This window comes from Caballeronia sp. LZ043, from assembly GCF_031451075.1.
Lineage (GTDB): Bacteria > Pseudomonadota > Gammaproteobacteria > Burkholderiales > Burkholderiaceae > Caballeronia.
In genome coordinates, this window is the sequence record NZ_JARUXT010000004.1 from 930,947 (window position 1) to 947,975 (window position 17,029).

The 17,029-nt window shown below is 64.5% G+C and carries 18 protein-coding genes and 1 riboswitch; of the genes, 9 read left to right on the forward strand and 9 right to left on the reverse strand.

Annotated elements, in window-relative coordinates:
* Positions 1-44: 44 nt before the first annotated feature.
* From QCE64_RS31785 to QCE64_RS31800, 4 genes are all read left to right on the forward strand, one after another.
* Positions 45-587: a hypothetical protein gene (locus QCE64_RS31785; protein ID WP_310008141.1), complete on the forward strand. Its 543-nt coding sequence runs from the start codon at positions 45-47 to the stop codon at positions 585-587.
* 303 nt (positions 588-890) lie between these two features.
* Positions 891-1,493, forward strand: coding sequence for a cob(I)yrinic acid a,c-diamide adenosyltransferase (gene cobO, locus QCE64_RS31790; protein WP_310008143.1), 603 nt, complete (start codon positions 891-893; stop codon positions 1,491-1,493).
* A 5-nt stretch (positions 1,494-1,498) separates the two neighbouring features.
* Complete coding sequence (locus QCE64_RS31795) at positions 1,499-2,800, forward strand: cobyrinate a,c-diamide synthase (protein ID WP_310008145.1); 1,302 nt, start codon at positions 1,499-1,501, stop codon at positions 2,798-2,800.
* Positions 2,797-3,033 carry a DUF1289 domain-containing protein gene (locus tag QCE64_RS31800; protein ID WP_309926548.1) on the forward strand — a complete coding sequence of 79 codons (237 nt, stop codon included), beginning with the start codon at positions 2,797-2,799 and terminating at the stop codon, positions 3,031-3,033. Before QCE64_RS31795 ends, QCE64_RS31800 begins: the two co-directional genes overlap by 4 nt.
* A gap of 65 nt (positions 3,034-3,098) precedes the next feature.
* Here QCE64_RS31800 and QCE64_RS31805 read toward each other — a convergent pair whose 3' ends face one another.
* Together QCE64_RS31805 and QCE64_RS31810 are read right to left on the reverse strand one after the other, a co-directional pair.
* Entirely contained in the window at positions 3,099-3,896 is a 798-nt protein-coding gene (locus QCE64_RS31805) for a CbtA family protein (RefSeq protein ID WP_310008147.1), read from the reverse strand.
* Positions 3,897-3,905: 9 nt separating this feature from the next.
* Entirely contained in the window at positions 3,906-4,139 is a 234-nt protein-coding gene (locus QCE64_RS31810) for a CbtB-domain containing protein (RefSeq protein WP_309820468.1), read from the reverse strand.
* Between the two features lie 28 nt (positions 4,140-4,167).
* Positions 4,168-4,294, reverse strand: a riboswitch (cobalamin riboswitch).
* Between the two features lie 48 nt (positions 4,295-4,342).
* Between QCE64_RS31810 and QCE64_RS31815 the strand changes: the two genes are divergently transcribed.
* The 3 genes from QCE64_RS31815 (at position 4,343) to QCE64_RS31825 (ending at position 5,714) form a co-directional block, all read left to right on the forward strand.
* The gene (locus QCE64_RS31815; protein ID WP_310008149.1) at positions 4,343-4,900 is read left to right on the forward strand and encodes a histidine phosphatase family protein; all 558 of its coding nucleotides are present in this window, start codon (positions 4,343-4,345) and stop codon (positions 4,898-4,900) included.
* Between the two features lie 80 nt (positions 4,901-4,980).
* Complete coding sequence (locus tag QCE64_RS31820) at positions 4,981-5,352, forward strand: DUF1428 domain-containing protein (protein WP_309934935.1); 372 nt, start codon at positions 4,981-4,983, stop codon at positions 5,350-5,352.
* 47 nt (positions 5,353-5,399) lie between these two features.
* Entirely contained in the window at positions 5,400-5,714 is a 315-nt protein-coding gene (locus tag QCE64_RS31825; protein WP_309820471.1) for an antibiotic biosynthesis monooxygenase, read from the forward strand.
* Positions 5,715-5,826: 112 nt separating this feature from the next.
* On the opposite strand, the gene QCE64_RS31830 is transcribed toward QCE64_RS31825, so the two are convergent.
* Together QCE64_RS31830 and lhpI are read right to left on the reverse strand one after the other, a co-directional pair.
* Complete coding sequence (locus tag QCE64_RS31830; protein ID WP_309926561.1) at positions 5,827-6,147, reverse strand: hypothetical protein; 321 nt, start codon at positions 6,145-6,147, stop codon at positions 5,827-5,829.
* Positions 6,148-6,239: 92 nt separating this feature from the next.
* Positions 6,240-7,190 (reverse strand): bifunctional Delta(1)-pyrroline-2-carboxylate/Delta(1)-piperideine-2-carboxylate reductase, encoded by a 951-nt coding sequence (lhpI, locus tag QCE64_RS31835; protein ID WP_310008152.1) that lies wholly within the window; start codon positions 7,188-7,190, stop codon positions 6,240-6,242.
* Between the two features lie 287 nt (positions 7,191-7,477).
* Between lhpI and ppk2 the strand changes: the two genes are divergently transcribed.
* Entirely contained in the window at positions 7,478-8,380 is a 903-nt protein-coding gene (gene ppk2, locus QCE64_RS31840; protein WP_309926565.1) for a polyphosphate kinase 2, read from the forward strand.
* A gap of 43 nt (positions 8,381-8,423) precedes the next feature.
* Here the strand turns inward: ppk2 and QCE64_RS31845 are convergent, their stop codons facing one another.
* The 5 genes from QCE64_RS31845 to QCE64_RS31865 form a co-directional block, all read right to left on the reverse strand.
* Positions 8,424-8,648 (reverse strand): hypothetical protein, encoded by a 225-nt coding sequence (locus QCE64_RS31845; RefSeq protein ID WP_309926568.1) that lies wholly within the window; start codon positions 8,646-8,648, stop codon positions 8,424-8,426.
* A gap of 176 nt (positions 8,649-8,824) precedes the next feature.
* Complete coding sequence (locus QCE64_RS31850; protein ID WP_404987674.1) at positions 8,825-10,348, reverse strand: efflux transporter outer membrane subunit; 1,524 nt, start codon at positions 10,346-10,348, stop codon at positions 8,825-8,827.
* A complete protein-coding gene (locus tag QCE64_RS31855; RefSeq protein WP_309926572.1) occupies positions 10,345-13,545 on the reverse strand; it encodes an efflux RND transporter permease subunit in 3,201 nt (1,066 codons plus the stop codon). The genes QCE64_RS31850 and QCE64_RS31855 overlap by 4 nt, the downstream gene beginning before the upstream one ends.
* A gap of 31 nt (positions 13,546-13,576) precedes the next feature.
* Positions 13,577-14,773, reverse strand: a complete 1,197-nt coding sequence (locus QCE64_RS31860) for an efflux RND transporter periplasmic adaptor subunit (RefSeq protein ID WP_309820483.1) — start codon at positions 14,771-14,773, stop codon at positions 13,577-13,579.
* Positions 14,774-14,876: 103 nt separating this feature from the next.
* The gene (locus QCE64_RS31865) at positions 14,877-15,695 is read right to left on the reverse strand and encodes an alpha/beta hydrolase (RefSeq protein WP_310008156.1); all 819 of its coding nucleotides are present in this window, start codon (positions 15,693-15,695) and stop codon (positions 14,877-14,879) included.
* Between the two features lie 218 nt (positions 15,696-15,913).
* On the opposite strand from QCE64_RS31865, the gene QCE64_RS31870 reads away from it, so the two are divergent.
* Entirely contained in the window at positions 15,914-16,924 is a 1,011-nt protein-coding gene (locus tag QCE64_RS31870) for a LysR family transcriptional regulator (protein WP_404986001.1), read from the forward strand.
* The last annotated feature ends 105 nt before the right edge of the window (positions 16,925-17,029 follow it).

The window sequence follows — 17,029 nt, forward strand, 5'->3', positions numbered from 1 at the left end:
GTCCCCGTAGCGTGGCTTCTCCCGCTTACTGGAAGGAGGTTCTTATGAGGTCGATGAAGGCGCACGTGATGGTCGCAGGCGTCCTGGGCACGGCGTCAGCGGGGTTCGACGGAATAGCCGCAGCAGCGCCGGAATACAGCTTTGACATGCGGCGGCATGCGCAACTCGGCCTGCCGGGCGGGCCGGGCGGGCCGGGCGGGCCGGCAGCAGGCGCAATTCCGCAGCCCGAGTTTGCAGCGAGGGCTGCGCAGACGCAGGACACGATTGCGGAGATGCAACGCATCCAGACTACGATTCGGCTCGCACAGGAGGCGGTGGTGTGTATCGATTCGATCTTGTCCGCAGGCCCGCATGACTGCTGGGCACGTACTTACCAGATCATTGCAGAGCTCGACCTCAGCCACGGTGTGAGCATCGATGCTCATACGCCGCCGGATCGGGTCGAATCGGCTCGGTTGAAAGCGGCGCTCGAAGGCTACATCTCCGAGCTGGCGGCGGCTGTGCAGCGGCTCATGCTGGAGGCAAATCGGGGCGGCTTCACGCCACCGGTAGTCGTTAAACCGCCGGTCATGCCCAGGCTGCCCTGAACTCCATCGCTCAAAGCCGAACGTCTTGCCTGCGCCATGGACAAGCTTGCAAGCCCTCTTCAACCTGACCGGCGCGGTGTAAACTGTGCCGCTCTGCGTCCCGCGCTTCGCGATGGCTTCCATGCTATCCGCGAAGTCGGTGCTTATAAGGCTCAAACAAGCACCGAGACAAGCACGACGTTCTGCAACGTTCGTGTGACTTCGCGGCGCATTCCAACTACATCAACCCTCAGGCCTCTGTCCGGCTTGGGTTTCCGCGCTGAGCCCACGAGCAGCGGACCGATCGGGAACGTCACTCATCCCATGCAGAAAGATACCGAAGCGCATCTGCGCATGACCCAGCGGCGCAAGGAAGGCCACGAGAAAAAGCAGGCCGCTGCGGATCACGAGAAAGGCCTGCTGATCGTGAACACCGGCAACGGCAAGGGCAAGACCACCGCTGCGTTCGGCATGGCGGTACGCGTGCTCGGACATGGCATGAAACTCGGCGTCGTGCAGTTCATCAAGGGCGCGCTGCATACGTCGGAGCGCGATTTCCTCGGCGCCATCGCCAACTGCGATTTCGTCACGATGGGCGACGGCTACACCTGGAACACGCAGGACCGCGAGGCCGACATCGCCACCGCGCGGCGCGGCTGGAACGAGGCGCGCCGGATGATCGAGAGCGGTGACTACCAGATGGTGGTGCTCGACGAACTGAACACCGTGCTGAAGTACGAGTACCTGCCGCTCGATGAAGTGCTCGACGTGCTGAAGGCGCGTCCCGCGATGCTGCATGTCGTCGTGACGGGACGCCATGCACCGGATGCCCTCGTTGAACTGGCCGATCTCGTCACCGAGATGCGGATCGTCAAGCATCCGTATCGTGAGCAGGGCGTGAAGGCGCAACGCGGCGTGGAGTTCTGAACGCGATGCCGCTCTGTCCCGCCCTCTTCATCAGCGCGAGTGCATCGCATCAGGGCAAGACCACGGTCACTGCCGCGCTGGCGCGCCACCACGCGCGTCGCGGACTGAAGGTGCGCGTCTTCAAGACCGGCCCGGACTTTCTCGATCCGATGATCCTCGAACGCGCGTGCGGCGCGCCCGTGTATTCATTGCATCTGTCGATGGTGGGCCTCGACGCATGCCGCGCGCTGCTCGCCCAGGCGGCGCGCGAGGCCGATCTGATCCTGATCGAAGGCGTGATGGGCCTGTTCGACGGCACGCCGAGCAGCGCCGACCTCGCCGCCGCATTCAAGGTACCGGTGCTCGCGGTGATCGGCGCACACGGCATGGCGCAGACCTTCGGCGCCATCGCATTCGGACTCGCGCGCTATCGCGAGGATGTGCCGTTCCACGGCGTGCTCGCCAATCGCGTGGCGTCGCCGCGCCATGCGCAGATGTTGTCCGAGACCATTCCCGCAGGGCTGCTTTACTGCGGGCATCTGTCCAATGCCGACGATATCGCGCTGCCCGAACGGCACCTCGGTCTGACGCAGCCCGCTGAAGTCGCGGACCTCGATGCACGCCTCGACCGCGCCGCCGACGCCATCGCACAGACCTCGCTGTGCGACCTGCCGCCGCCCGTGCAGTTCGACGACGCGACCCTGCCCGAGCCGCCGCGCCTTCTCGAAGGCGTGCGCATCGCCGTCGCGCACGACGCCGCGTTCTCGTTCATCTATCCGGCGAATCTGGATCTGCTGACCGCGATGGGCGCGCGCATCGAGCGCTTCTCTCCGCTCGCCGACGAACCCGTGCCCGCCGCTGCCGATGCGCTCTACCTTCCCGGCGGCTATCCGGAACTGCACGCGGCCACGCTGGCCGGCAACCGGCGCACGCGTGCATCGATCGATGCGCATGTCGAACAAGCGAAGCCGGTCGTCGCGGAATGCGGCGGCATGCTGTATCTCGTCGAGTCGCTCACGGTCCTCGACGGCGCGCAGCACGCAATGCTCGGCATCCTGCCCGGCGCGGCCTTCATGCAGCGCAAGCTGTCGCGCCTCGCGATGCAGCGCATCGACACCGCGCACGGCGCGATGACGGGCCACACGTTCCACTACTCGACGCTCGACACCCCGCTGCAACCCGTGCTCAAGGCCGCACACGCGACCACGGGCGCCGAGGGTGAAGCCCTCTATCGGCATGGACCGGTGACGGCCACCTACATGCACGCTTACTGGCCGTCGAACCCGGCCGCAACTGCCGCGCTGTTTCGCGGCGCCTCGCTCTCATGACGCAAGACACTCAAGCACCGCTGGACCTGGCCTTCACCATCGAGCGCGCCATGACGCAGGAACCGGTCGGCTCGCCCTGTACGAACGTCTGCAAGCTCGACGCCGATACCGGCCTGTGCCTCGGCTGTTTCAGAAGCCGCCAGGAGATCAAGACCTTCCGTTCGCTCGATGATGACGCGAAGCGCGCGCTCTTCGATGAACTGCTGGCCCGCCGCGCGGCACAACGTCGTTAAGCAAAAAAGCCCGCGCTCCTCACGGAACGCGGGCTTCGTCATGTCAGTACAGGCGATTTGACGATTCAGGCCGCAGCCATTCTCCGCACTGGCGGCCGTTCGAGTTCACGCGCGGCCAGCGCACCGAACAAAAGCCCGAGCGTCGTCCAGATCAGCGCTTGAATACCGATGGCGGTCACGCGGAAGTTCCACAGCAAGGACGCCGAGAAGCCTTCGGGCACTTCATCGACGTGCGGCAGCGCGACCTGCGCAATCACGATCACGACCACGTAAGCGAGCGCGGCGACGAGCGTTGCGTTCCACGCGCCTTGCCGTGCCGTCAGACGCCGCTGCCAGCGCACGGCCCACACCATGGCCGCAATCGAAATCGCCACCATGGTGAAGAACAGCGCGGTGCGCGGTCCGATCGTCGCGGCATTGCCCACGGCAGGCGGATTGGGCGGGTACTTGAGGAACGGCACGATGGCCACGCTCACGAAGCCGAACAAGGCCAGCAGCGCCGACGTGCCCCGCGCGTGCAACGCGCCGAGCCGGCCATACGCAAACGCGAAGACGAGCGAGAAGATCCCGCCCAGCGCGGTGCCGAACACGACGACGCCCGTCAACAAGCCGAGGCCCGCCTGGGTGCCGCGTGAGACGAGTTCTTCATCGCCGTGATCGTGGCTCTGGTCCGCGTTCGCGGAGGCATTGGCGGCTTCATGACCGTGCTCGTGTGCGGGCGCGGCCTCCGCATGCTCATGCTGCTCTTCGAAGGCGATGGCCTGCGCCACCGAAGGTTCGCCGAAGCCACGCGCGAAGCCGAAGCCGATGAGGCCCGCGACCAGTCCCGCGAGCATGCCGCGTATCAGCAGGGTGCGAATCATGCTGCGCCCTCAGTGGCAGGGAAAGCCGAGCAGATGCCGGCCGTCGTGAACGAATTCGTGGATGTACATGCCCGAGAAGATCGACGTCGCGCCTTGTTCGGCGCCGACGAAATAAATCGCGATCAGCAGGATCAGGCCGATGAACACGGCCCAGGGCAGGACTTCGCGCACCGGCAGCGGCACGGGTGCGTCGAAGGAAGGGGAAACCGGTGCGGCAAAGCCCGGCGCGTTGGAAGCATTCATGGTGTTTCTCCAGGGATAGGCGCGTCCCGATTGACGAAGAGCATGCAGCGGGGTCTGACTCGCGGCGCGCCTCATGGCGCTGACGGACCGCTTACAGTGGCGCGACCGTGCCGGGTTTGCACCGGCTTCCTCGCACTGCAGGCTTGCCATTCTATGACGATTGCCCGCAAAGTAAAACGATAACCTCAGAACCGCCGATTGCCTTGGAACTCGTTCTCCTCTGCCACCCCGCCACGCGCGCGATGAAAACCGGCCGCTTTCCTGTCGGCGACGAACCCGCCGATGACACCCCGCACGCGCCCTTGCCCGCCGATGACACCGCGCGCGTGATCTCCAGCCCGGCCCGCGCGGCGCGCGAGATGGCGGCGTGCATCGCGCCTGATGTCGACATCGATGCCGCCTTCGACGACATCGACTATGGCAGTTGGCGCGGACGTTCCATCCGCGAACTCGCCGATGGCGAAGCCGCGCAACTCAGGGCATGGCTAACCGATCCGCGGGCGCGTCCGCACGGTGGCGAAAGCATCGGGATGCTGGCTGTGCGCGTGGTCGAAGGTCTCGACCGGATCGAACGCGAGATGCGCGGCGAGCGCTGTATCGTGGTGACGCATGGCATCGTCGTAAAGGTGGCCGTCGCGCATGCGCAGCGCAAGCCGCTGACCTCCGTCTATGCGATGAACTTCGCGCCGTGCTCCATCACCGTCCTGACCCGCAGTCGAAGCGCACAGGACTGGACGGTGAGCCTGCCCCCGCCGGCCTGAACTTCAGCGCGTGCAGGACGCTCCAAGCATGCAGCGCAGCGATTGCGCGAGCCCGCTATCAAACCGCTCAGGAGATACACATGGCGCATTACGTGGATGGATTCGTCGTACCCGTGCCGTCCGACAAGATCGAAGCCTACCGGGCCATGGCCGAAGCGGCCGGCAAGATCTGGATGGAGCACGGCGCGCTGCAGTTCGTGGAAGCTGTCGCTGATGACGTGAAGCCCGGCAAGCTCACCTCCTTCCCGCAGAGCGTGCAGATGAAGGAAGGCGAGACCGTGGTGTTCTCGTATATCGTCTATGCGTCGCGCGAGGAACGCGACCGCGTCAATGCGAAGGTGATGGAAGACCCGCGCCTCAAGGCCATGATGGAAACCGGCGAGCCGCCCTTCGATGCGCAACGGATGTTTTTCGGCGGGTTCAATGCCATCGTCGAACTTGGACGCGACTAGTATTTTTTGTTGTCTGACCGCGCTTGCCACAAAGGAACTGCATCGACATGTATATCGCCATGAACCGCTTCAAGATCGTACCCGGCGCCGAAGCCGATTTCGAACGCCTCTGGACCAGCCGCGACACCTATCTCAAGGACGTGCCGGGCTTCGTGGAGTTTCATCTGCTGAAGGGACCCACGAAGGACGACCATGTGCTCTATTCGAGCCACACCATCTGGGCAAACCGAGAGTCCTTCGACGACTGGACGCGTTCCGACGCGTTCCGCGCCGCGCACCGCAATGCGGGCGGGGAAACGCGCCAGCTTTACCTCGGACATCCGGAGTTCGAAGGCTTCGAAGTGATCCAGACGGTCAAGTGAGGTCCGGCGAACGACCGGTCCATTCAGCCGTCCGTTCGCGCCCGGAGCACGCGCGTTTTACACACGTATGAAAAAACGCGCTTCGCCGACAGGCGCTTGTCAGAACTTCCTGTCAGGCCTTCGCGCCGCGCGCCATACGCTGGAGTGTCGACGAATCGATGGCCGCGGCGCAGATGCGCACCGCCTCCTTCAGCGTGCGCGGGCGGCCCGCGCCGAACTGCGATTCGAGCATGGCCACGGCGCGCAGACGCTCGTCGTTGCCGAGCTTTTCGCCGGTCGCCAGTTCCAGTACCGAGATGAAGTAAGCCGCGGGCGGCGCGGCATTGGGCGTGGGGCGCGGCGGGCGGCTTGCGCTTGCCGCGCCGCCGCTTTCATGGCCGTCCTCGTGGGCGGGGATCCAGGGGTGCCACTTGCTGTCGTATCGACTCTTCATGAGTGTGTTCGCTGGCTGAATTGCAGGGACACGCCGTTGCGCGCCTCGTCATCAAGCCAAATGACAGCAAGGACCGTTCCAAGCAGCTTCAATTAGCCCCCGCCCGGGCTTTCCTCCGACAAAATCACCCGCGCGACGCGGCATGCCGCCAGGTCCCAGGCCGCGCAGCCAACCGACTTGAACATGACGGGCCGGGGGGCGGCGTCCGCCGAAACCGGAGCCGCCAGCGCCTCGGCAAGCGCCCGCACCGCGCCCCACTCGACGCCTGCCAGGATGAAATCGCCGGCTTCGTGGCGGGCGCCGGCCAGATCGTCCACGTAAAGCGCGCTGCCATGCACAATGTCAGCAGCGATCTCGGCGGCATCGGCGGTGAAGGCGCCCACGCCGATCACCAACCGTCCGGCGCGCGGAGGCGCCGTGTACACCGGCGTCTTGCTGGTGGTCGCGGCGATCACCACATCGACCGATGCGGGGATCTCCGCCGCCTCGAGCGGCGCGAGGTGGCGGCCGGGCGCCGCATGCGCGTCGCAGAACGCGCGCGCACGCTCCGCCCGCGAACCCTGCACGAGAATGCGTGCCTCCGGATACACGGCCGCCAGCGCCTCGACGTGAAACGCCGACTGCCTGCCCGTGCCGATTACCAGCACCTCGCGCGGCGCGGCGCCGTGCAGCGCGCGGATCGCCAGCATCGAAACCGCAGCCGTGCGCCGCCCGGTCACCGTCGGGCCGTCCAGCATGAATTGCGGCACGCCGGTGGCGGCATCGTAGGCGGTGACCTGACCGTGAATCGTCGGCAGGCCGAGCGCGCCGTTGCCCGCGCACACGTTGACGAGCTTGTGCATCGCGAGATCGGCGGCGCTCGCGGGCATCGACAGCATCACGCCGCCCTCGATCGGCACGACCATGCGCTCCGGACTCACGATGCGCCCCGCCGCGTAGTCGAGCATCGTCGCGGCGAGTGTGTCCACGAGACGGTTGTACGGCACGAGACGGGCGGTCTGCACGTCGTCGAAACTCTGGAGGGCGCGTGGCGTTGGGGTCATCGTGTTCTCGTCTGGCTGGAAGAAAGTGGACATGCCATCGGCATGCCATTGAAGCGCGGAATTATTCTAACGGCGCGCACAACGACGGCGCGACCGCGTCATAAAGCCACTTAACCGGCGCGGCGCGCGCCTGTCACAATGATTTCCCTGTTCGACGAGTCAGGCGGGAGCGCCGTTGTCACATGCCTGCCACTGGCGACGGTCATACTCGGCGGACCCGCGTCTTCGTCTCGCGCCGCCTGGCGCAATGCACCACGACAGCCCAGCACACAATCACGGAGCCCACCATGAGCATCGACACGACGGACAAGCAGCGCCGTTTCCACGCGGACCTCATCGACAGTTACGACGAAGAGTTCGAGATGGAAATCGATGACCGCTTTCTGGACGGTGAATCGACCTTCTCGGATGAAGAGCGCGCGCTGCGCAAGACCTATTTCCGCGAACTGTTCCGTCTGCAAGGCGAGCTCGTGAAGCTGCAGGACTGGGTCGTGCATACGGGTCATCGTTTGGTCGTGCTGTTCGAAGGACGCGATGCGGCCGGCAAGGGCGGCGCGATCAAGCGCATCACGCAGCGTCTCAATCCGCGGGTCTGCCGCGTCGCCGCCCTGCCCGCGCCGAACAATCGCGAGCGCACGCAGTGGTATTTCCAGCGCTATGTGTCGCACTTGCCGGCAGCCGGCGAGATCGTGCTGTTCGACCGCAGCTGGTACAACCGCGCGGGCGTCGAGCGCGTGATGAACTTCTGTACCGATGAGGAGTATGAGGAATTCTTCCGCTCGGTGCCCGAGTTCGAGAAGATGCTGGTGCGCAGCGGCATCCAGATCGTCAAGTACTGGTTCTCGATCACCGATGACGAACAGGAAGTGCGCTTCCAGGCGCGTATCGAGGATCCGCTCAAGCAGTGGAAGCTGAGCCCGATGGACCTTGAAAGCCGTCGCCGCTGGGAAGCGTACACGGCGGCGAAGGAAGTCATGCTGGCGCGCACGCACATTCCGGAGGCGCCGTGGTGGGTTGTGCATGCAGTGGACAAGAAGCGTGCGCGTCTGAACTGCATCCACCATCTGCTGAACCAGGTGCCGTATCACGATGTGGAGCATTCGCCGATCGAGCTACCCGACCGCGTGTTCAATCCTGACTATCTCCGGCAACCCGTGCCGGATGAGCTGTACGTTCCTGAGGTTTATTGAAGCAAGTTATTGATCGAGTGTGTTTGTCGAAGCGCGAACCGGTTCAGCAGCAGTTGCTGCAAGGAACGTGCTTCACTCTTTCGACATCGCGCCGGCGCGTGAATGCATGGCGCAGCGCGAACTGATACGCCTGTTGCGAACCCTTGAGCATCACGACGAACATGACCTGCGCGAGGTTGAAGTCGAGCGTGACCATCAGGCGCATCAACAGCAGCAGTGGCAGCACCACCGCCGGCTGATACAGTTGTTTTGCTATCAAGTCTTTCATCTTCGGCTCCTTATCCCATGTTCGTATTTTATGGACTGGAGCCTCGCGGATAAACGCTCCGCAGGTGAAGACATATGTTCCGTGAAGCGAACAATCAGCCGTGAATGCGCATGAGCCGTCGGCCCTCATGCAAATGGCCCTGCGCGAGGCAGGGCCATGTTCACGTTACTTCTGCGTTACTTCTGCGCGAGACTCGCGTCAGGCACCGGCGTGGGCTTCGCATCGCCCCAGCCGCCGCCCAGTGCGCGTATCAGATTCACCGTCGATACCGCCTGCAAGCCCTGCAACTGCACCGATGACCGCTGCGTTTGCAGCACCGTGCGTTCGGCGTCGATGACATCGAGATAGTTCACCGCGCCCTCGGTGTACTGGGTGCGCGACAGCTGCGCGGCGCGTACCGAGTACTTCACCGCATCGTCCTGCGTCGCGGTCTGGTCTTCGAGAATGCGCAGATCGGACAGGTTGTCCTCCACTTCGCGGAAGGCCACGAGCACCTGCTGCCGATAGCTCGCGACATCCTCTTCATACACTGCCCGCGCATTCGCGAGATTGCCCTTGCGGCGGCCGCCATCGAAGATCGGCAGGTTCAGCGCCGTGCCCGCGAACGGCCCGAGCAGGAACGTGCGGCTCGACCAGTTGAAGAGATCGCCGAGCGTCGCCGACTCGAAGCCGCCCGAGCCCGTCAGCGTCAGCGACGGGAAGAAAGCCGCCTTCGCCACGCCGATGCGCGCATTGGCTGCGGCCATCGCGCGTTCCGCTGCGGCGATGTCGGGACGGCGTTCGAGCAGCGCCGAAGGCAGCCCTGGCGGGACACGAATCGTGACCGGCTTGAGCGGATTCGCGGCCATCGAGAACTCCGCGGGCGTCTTGCCGAGCAGCACCGCAAGGCTGTGCTCGGAGGCCGCGCGCAGACGCTGCACGGTCATCGCGTCGGACCGGGCAGTCGCCAGCTCCGACTTCGCGCGAGCAACGTCCAGCTCGCTGATGTCGCCTTCGGTGAAGCGTCGTTGCACCAGCTTCAGCGCCTGTTCGCGCAACTGCACGGTGCGCGTGAAGACGTCGGTTTCAGCGTCCAGCTCGCGCAGGTTGAAGTAGTTCTGCGCGACGTCCGCTTGCAGCGCCAGCTGGACCGAGCGGAACAGCGCCTCGCTCTGCGCAGTGTCCGCGTTGGCCGCCTGCACCGAGTTCGACACGCGGCCGAACAGATCCACTTCATACGACGCGCTCGCCTGCGCACGCCACAAGGTCTGCGCGGGCACATTGGCATTCGCCGGCAGGAACTGCGATGCCGGCGAGAACTTCTCGCGAGTCGGGCCGAAGCCCGCGTCGAGCGTCGGGAACAGCCCCGCGCGCGCCGTCTGGTTGATCGCGCGCGCTTCCTTCACGCGCGCGGCCGCCGCCTTCAGGTTCTGGTTCGCGTCCTGCGCCTGCTTTTCCAGATCGTTGAGCGAAGCGTCGTCGAAGATCGTCCACCATTCGCCGCGGAGCATCTCTTCCGAGGGCTGCGCGGTCTTCCAGGTGCCTGCTTCCGATGCGTCCAGCGTCTTTTGCGGCGTTTCCTTGTAGGCGGACGGCGCGCCGACATCCGGCTTTTCGTAAGTGGGCGCGAGCGAGCAGCCCGCAACCACCAGCAGCGCCGCCATCAGGCCCGGCACACCCAACCATCGTTTCATATGCAACTTGTTCATCATCGACCTCATTGCGCTTCAGGCGAAGCACCGATACCGCGCATCTGCGGATGCGAGCCATGCTTGTCCGTCACGTGTTCGGTGCGCGACAGCTTGCGCAGGATCACGTAGAACACGGGCGTCAGCATCAGACCGAACAACGTGACGCCGAGCATGCCGAAGAACACCGCGACACCCATTGCGTGACGCATCTCCGAACCCGCGCCCGACGACAGCACGAGCGGCACCACACCCATGATGAACGCGATGGACGTCATCAGGATCGGGCGCAGACGCAGCCGGCTCGCTTCGATCGCGGCCTGCACGATGGAGCGTCCCTGCATCTCCAGTTCGCGTGCGAACTCCACGATCAGGATCGCGTTCTTCGCCGACAGCCCCACCAGCACCATCAAGCCGATCTGCGTGAAGATGTTGTTGTCGCCATCCGTGAGCCATACGCCGAGCAGCGCGGACAGAATGCTCATCGGCACGATCAGGATCACCGCGAGCGGCAGCGTCAGGCTTTCATACAGCGCGGCCAGCACCAGGAACACCAGCAGCACGCTGATCGGGAACACCCACAGCGCTGCGTTGCCCGCGAGGATCTGCTGATACGTGAGATCGGTCCATTCGAACTTGATCCCGCGCGGCAGCACTTCCGCCGCAATGCGTTCCGCCGCCGCCTGCGCCTGTCCCGACGAATAACCCGGAGCCGGGCCGCCGTTGATGTCCGCCGCCGTGTAGCCGTTGTAGCGCACGACCATTTCCGGCCCGTAGGTCGGCGACACCTTCACCAGCGACGACAAGGGCACCATGTCGCCATTCGCATTGCGCGTCTTGAGCAAGCCGATGTCCTCGGGATGCGCACGGAACGGTGCATCCGCCTGCACGCGCACCTGATACACGCGGCCGAAGCGGTTGAAGTCGTTCACGTACAGCGAGCCGAGATAGACCTGCATCGTGTCGAACACATCCGTCACCGAGACGCCGAGCTGCTTCGCCTTCACGCGGTCCAGATCGACATTCAGTTGCGGCACGTTGATCTGATAGCTCGAGAACGTCGGTCCGAGTTCGGGCGTCTGCGAAGCGCGCTTGATGAATGCCTGGGTGGCATCGGCGAGCGCTGCATAGCCGAGCGCGCCGCGATCCTCCAGCTGCATCTTGAAGCCGCCCAGCGTGCCCAGCCCCAGCACCGGCGGCGGCGGGAACACGGCGATGAACGAATCCTTGATGCCGGCGTACTTCTGGTTCAGCGCACCCGCGATGGCATTGGCCGACAGCGCCTTGTCATGCACGCGGTCCTTGAAAGGCTTCAGCGTGACGAACACGATGCCCGCGCTGGACGAATTGGTGAAGCCGTTCACCGACAGACCCGGGAACTCCACCGCGCTTTCCACGCCCGGCTGCTTCAGCGCGATAGCCGACATCTGGCGGATCACGCCTTCAGTGCGGTCGAGCGAAGCGCCGTTCGGCAGTTGCGCGAAGCTGATGAGGTACTCCTTGTCCTGCGCGGGCACGAAACCGCCCGGCACGACCTTGCCCATCAGCACCGCGCCCGCGAGCAGCACGGCATACACCACCATCATGATCGACTTGCGGCCGATCACACCCTTCACACCCTTGCCATACGCTTCCGAACCGCGATGGAAGACCTTGTTGAAGCCCCGGAAGAAGCCGCCGAACACGCGATCCATGGCGCGCGTGAGCCAGTCCTTCGGTTCATCGTGGCCCTTCAGCAGCAGCGCGGCGAGCGCAGGCGAGAGCGTCAGCGAATTGAACGCGGAGATCACCGTCGAGATGGCGATGGTCATCGCGAACTGCTTGTAGAACTGCCCCGTGAGACCGGACATGAATGCGAGCGGCACGAACACGGCGACCAGCGTCAGCGCAATCGCGATGATGGGTCCGCTGACCTCGCGCATCGCCTGATAGGTGGCCTCTCGTGCTGACAGACCCGCCTCGATGTTCCGCTCGACGTTTTCGACCACCACGATCGCATCGTCGACGACGATACCGATTGCCAGCACCATCCCGAACAGCGACAACGCGTTGATCGAGAAGCCAAACGCAAGCAGCAGTGAGAAGGTCCCGACGATCGACACCGGCACCGCGAGCAGCGGAATGATCGATGCGCGCCAGGTTTGCAGGAACACGATCACCACGAGCACGACCAGCGCGATGGCTTCAGCGAGCGTATGGATCACCGCTTCGATGCTGGAACGCACGAACTGCGTCGGGTCATAGACGATCTGGTATTCGAGGCCTGCGGGCATGTCGGCCTGAAGTTCCTTCATGGTCTTGCGGACTTCGTCGGAGATCTGCAGCGAGTTCGCGCCCGGTTGCTGGTTGATCGCGATGGCCACCGCCGACTTGTTGTCGAGCAACGAGCGCAGACCGTATTCCGATGCTGCCAACTCGACACGCGCGACATCGCCGAGATGCGTGACGGCGCCGTCCGGCGAAGTCTTCAGCACGATATCGCGGAACTCGGCTTCGTTCTGCAAGCGGCCGCGCGCATTCACGTTCAGTTGCAGCGGCACGTTCGGCAGCGTGGGCGAGCCGCCGATCACGCCGGCCGCGACCTGCACGTTCTGCTCGCGAATCGCGTTCGCGACGTCAGTGGCCGTGAGACCGCGCTGCGCGACCTTCTGCGGATCGAGCCACACGCGCATCGAGTAATCGCCCGAGCCCCACAGCTGCACTTCACCCACGCCCGCGATGCGCTCCAGCCGGTCCTTCACGTTGATCAGCGCGTAGTTGCGCAGATACGTCATGTCGTAACGGCCGTTGGGCGAGTTCAGATGGACCACCATCGTGAGCGTCGGCGAGGACTTGATGGTCGTCACGCCGAGCCGCTGCACGTCCTGCGGCAGACGCGGCAGCGCCTGGTTCACGCGGTTCTGCACCAGCTGCGTGTTCTTGTCGGGATCGGTGCCGAGCTTGAACGTGACCGTGGTCGTGAGGTTGCCGTCGCTGTTCGCCTGCGACTGCATGTACAGCATGTCCTCGACGCCGTTGATCTGCTCTTCCAGCGGCGAAGCCACGGTCTCGGCGATCACCTTCGGGTTCGCGCCGGGATACTGCGCATGCACGACGACCGAAGGCGGCACGACTTCCGGATACTCGGAGATCGGCAGCTTGAACATGGCGATCACGCCCGCCAGCAACACGATCACCGAGAGCACGCCCGCAAAGATCGGGCGGTCGATGAAAAATTTTGAAATATTCATGACGAGTTCTGTCTGTTGCGGATGACGCGCATTACTGCGCGGATGCCGTCTTCACGACCGGGGCATCGCTGTCGTTGTTCATCGCGACGTTGTTGGCCTTGATCACGTCGTTCGGACGCACACGCTGCAAGCCGTTCACGACGATGCGCTCGCCCGGCTGCAAGCCCTTGCTGATGACGCGCAAGCCTTCATGCGTCTGACCGAGCGTCACTTCGCGGTACTGCACGCGGTTGTCCTTGTCGACGACCATCACGTACTTCTTGTCCTGGTCCGTGCCGATAGCCTCGTCCTCGACCAGCACCGCCGGATGCGGCGTGCCGCCGCCCACCTTGACGCGCGCATAGAGCCCCGGCACCAGCGAGCCGTCCGGGTTGTTGAAGCGCGCGCGCACGCGGATCGTGCCGGAGGTGGTATCGAGGCGGTTGTCGACCGAATCGACGACGCCATCACGCGAATACCCATCCTCGTTCGCGAGACCCAGCGACACCGGCACCTTCGAACCCGCATCGCGGCCGAGATAGCGCAGATAGGTTTGCTCGTCGACGTCGAAGGAAGCGTAGATCGGCGAGACCGACACCAGCGTGGTCAACAGCGGCGCGTTCGCACCCGTCGACACGATGTTGCCCACCGTCAGTTCCGCGCGCGACACACGGCCCGACACCGGCGCCGTGATGTGCGTGTAGGCGAGATTGATCTTCGCGGCTTCGAGCGCAGCCTGCGCGGCCTTCAGGTTGGCGACGGCCTCGCGGGCGGCGTTCTGCTTCTCGTCGTAATCACGCTTGGCGATGGCGTTGTCGGCGAGCAGCCGTTCGGCGCGCGCGGCGTCGGTCGACGTGTAGCCGTTGCGCGCCTGGGCCGCCGCGAGCTGCGCCTGCGCGCGGTCCACTTCGGCTTCGTACGGGCGCGGATCGATGGTGAACAGTGCATCACCCTTCTTCACGAGCTGGCCGTCCTTGAAATGCACGGCGACGATGGTGCCCGGCACGAGCGGACGAATATCGACGTGATCCACCGCTTCCAGCCGGCCCGAGTAGCTCTGCCAGTCGGTGATGGTCCGCGCGATCACGGTGGCGACGTCCACTTCGGTGGCCGTCGGGCTGTGTGCGGCCGCCTTGGCTTCGTTCATGGCCGCGTCGCCGTGGCCGTGCAGGGCGGTATAGCCGCCCGCGCCGGCAATGATGACTGCCGCGCCCAGCGTGGCGTAGATGCGTTTGCGAGTGAAGAACATGGTGAGAGGCTCCGGTTGCGTTGAGATTGTTGTTGTGTGGTGCTGCGCTGGCGTGCCGATTCTTGCGTTGATGTTGCGAACGTTGCGAACCGGCTTCCCGCGCTTATTTGGTGCGCGCCAGCCGCTTTCTGAAGAACGCGACGACATCGGCAAGCGCATCCGGGTGCGCGGCCAATGCGTGGTGCGAGGTCTTGCCATGACGCGTGACTTCAGTCGGCACGCCTGCGGCGATCAGTTCGCCGGCGTATTTTTCCGCCTCGATATGCAGCAGATCGTGCTCGGCGCTCGCGATCATCGCGGGCGGCAGTCCGCCCAGGCGCCGCGATTCGAGCGGCGCCGCGTACGGATGCAGACGTTGCGACGGGTTCGGCAGATAGGCGCGATACCACTGCGCGCAATCGCAGGCTTCGAAATCGGGGCACAGCACCTTGCGTTCGTCGGCCATGCGCGTCAGGCTCGGATCGAGCAGCGGCGCCAGCAGGGCCTGCGCGGACATGTGGATATCGCCGCGATCACGCGCGATGGCAGCCACGCACGTGGCAAGATTGCCGCCCGCGTCATGACCCGCGATGCCGATGCGCAACGGATCCGCACGCTGTCCGCGTGCATGCGCCACGGCCCATTGCGCCGCGCGATAGCCGTCTTCGGGCGCGGCCGGAAACGGGAACGCGGGTGCGAGCGAATAGCCGACCGACACGACCCATGCGGGCGTATCGCGGGCAATGGTCGCGGCGGCGATGTCCGCGTCTTCGAGCGTTCCGCCGATAAAACCGCCGCCGTGAAAATAGAGCACGATGGGCACGACCTTCCCATCCGATGCAGGGCGATAGCTGCGCACCGTGATGGGCTGCGTGTGACCCGTGATGCGCACATCCTCGATGCACAGCCGGGGGCTCGACTCCAGTTCCAACAGTGTTGCCATGGTTATTCGTGGTGCGGGGCCCGTGCTGCAAGGCCTGCGCGCATAAGTTGCGATGCTGCGAATTCTGGGGGCCGCGCCTTTCTGGATAAATGCCTATAATCCGGCAACACAATTCGGTCGCCCCGAACAATCGTGGTTATCCCTCGCGATTATTCGACCGGTCTTTCTTTGGCGTCCGCTTAATTCCCGGCGGCGCAAAGCATTCAAGGTGAGAGAACATGGATCGGCTTCAAGCAATGCAGGTCTTCACTCGAGTCGTCGACACCAACAGCTTTTCCCGCGCCGCGGACACGCTCAATCTGCCGCGCGCCTCGGTCACGACGATCATCCAGAACCTCGAAGCGCATCTCAACGTGCGCCTGCTCCAGCGCACCACGCGCAGGCTCAATCTCACGCCCGACGGCGCGGCGTACTACGAGCGCTGCGTGCGCATTCTCGCGGACATCGAGGAAGCCGAAGGTTCTTTCTCGAACAACGGCAAGGGTCCGCATGGCAAGCTGCGCGTGGACATGCCGGGCGCGATAGGACGTCTCATCGTGATGCCGCAGCTATGCGATTTCCACACGCGCTACCCGGACATCGAGCTGATGATGGGTTTCGGCGACAAGCCGGTCGATCTGATTCAGGAAGGCGTCGATTGCGTGATCCGCGTGGGTACGCTGCAGGATTCGAGTCTGGTGGCGCGGCGTATTGGCGTGTTCCAGGGCGTGACCGTGGCCGCGCCGCAGTATCTCGAACGGCACGGCATTCCTGAGACCATCGACGATCTGCAGGACCACACCGCCGTCAATTATTTTTCGAGTCGCACGGGCCGCGTGATGGACATGGACTTCGTCGTCGACGATAAGACCGTCGAAGTGAAGATGCGCGGCATGATCGCGGTGAACGATGCCGAGGCGTATCTCAGCTGCGGCCTGAAGGGCGTCGGCATCATCCAGGTGCCGCGCTTCATGGCGCTGCCGCATCTGCGCGCAGGTGAACTCATCGAAGTGCTGCCGCAATGGAATCCGCTGCCCATGCCGATTTCAGCCGTGTATCCGCATAACCGGCATCTGTCGCCGAAGGTGCGCGTGTTCGTCGACTGGGCGGCCGAGTTGTTCGAACGCTGCCCGCTCCTGCAAGGCCAGAAGGATGCGGAAGACCGCTGCCTGCCGACGAGCACCGCATCGCCGAAGGTCGTGCGTCATGGCACGCCGGAAGTCGCGGGTACTGAAGATGTGGTTGCATAGCTAATCAATTTGCTGACCGGCGCGGGGGCCAATGCCTGGATAGTCGCCCCGCGGCAACACCCCACCAACCCCCCCCCCCAACCCCAGCGCGCGGTTTGACCCGCA

Coding starts and splice junctions, on each gene's coding strand:
- QCE64_RS31825 (WP_309820471.1), top strand. CDS start 5,400: ATGTATATCGCCATGAACCGCTTCAAGATCGTACCCGGCGCCGAAGCC.
- QCE64_RS31850 (WP_404987674.1), bottom strand. CDS start 10,348: ATGAGGTCGATGATGAACAAGTTGCATATGAAACGATGGTTGGGTGTG.
- QCE64_RS31785 (WP_310008141.1), top strand. CDS start 45: ATGAGGTCGATGAAGGCGCACGTGATGGTCGCAGGCGTCCTGGGCACG.
- QCE64_RS31870 (WP_404986001.1), top strand. CDS start 15,914: ATGGATCGGCTTCAAGCAATGCAGGTCTTCACTCGAGTCGTCGACACC.
- QCE64_RS31855 (WP_309926572.1), bottom strand. CDS start 13,545: ATGAATATTTCAAAATTTTTCATCGACCGCCCGATCTTTGCGGGCGTG.
- QCE64_RS31820 (WP_309934935.1), top strand. CDS start 4,981: ATGGCGCATTACGTGGATGGATTCGTCGTACCCGTGCCGTCCGACAAG.
- lhpI (WP_310008152.1), bottom strand. CDS start 7,190: ATGACCCCAACGCCACGCGCCCTCCAGAGTTTCGACGACGTGCAGACC.
- QCE64_RS31830 (WP_309926561.1), bottom strand. CDS start 6,147: ATGAAGAGTCGATACGACAGCAAGTGGCACCCCTGGATCCCCGCCCAC.
- QCE64_RS31845 (WP_309926568.1), bottom strand. CDS start 8,648: ATGAAAGACTTGATAGCAAAACAACTGTATCAGCCGGCGGTGGTGCTG.
- QCE64_RS31810 (WP_309820468.1), bottom strand. CDS start 4,139: ATGAATGCTTCCAACGCGCCGGGCTTTGCCGCACCGGTTTCCCCTTCC.
- QCE64_RS31795 (WP_310008145.1), top strand. CDS start 1,499: ATGCCGCTCTGTCCCGCCCTCTTCATCAGCGCGAGTGCATCGCATCAG.
- QCE64_RS31865 (WP_310008156.1), bottom strand. CDS start 15,695: ATGGCAACACTGTTGGAACTGGAGTCGAGCCCCCGGCTGTGCATCGAG.
- QCE64_RS31805 (WP_310008147.1), bottom strand. CDS start 3,896: ATGATTCGCACCCTGCTGATACGCGGCATGCTCGCGGGACTGGTCGCG.
- QCE64_RS31800 (WP_309926548.1), top strand. CDS start 2,797: ATGACGCAAGACACTCAAGCACCGCTGGACCTGGCCTTCACCATCGAG.
- ppk2 (WP_309926565.1), top strand. CDS start 7,478: ATGAGCATCGACACGACGGACAAGCAGCGCCGTTTCCACGCGGACCTC.
- cobO (WP_310008143.1), top strand. CDS start 891: ATGCAGAAAGATACCGAAGCGCATCTGCGCATGACCCAGCGGCGCAAG.
- QCE64_RS31860 (WP_309820483.1), bottom strand. CDS start 14,773: ATGTTCTTCACTCGCAAACGCATCTACGCCACGCTGGGCGCGGCAGTC.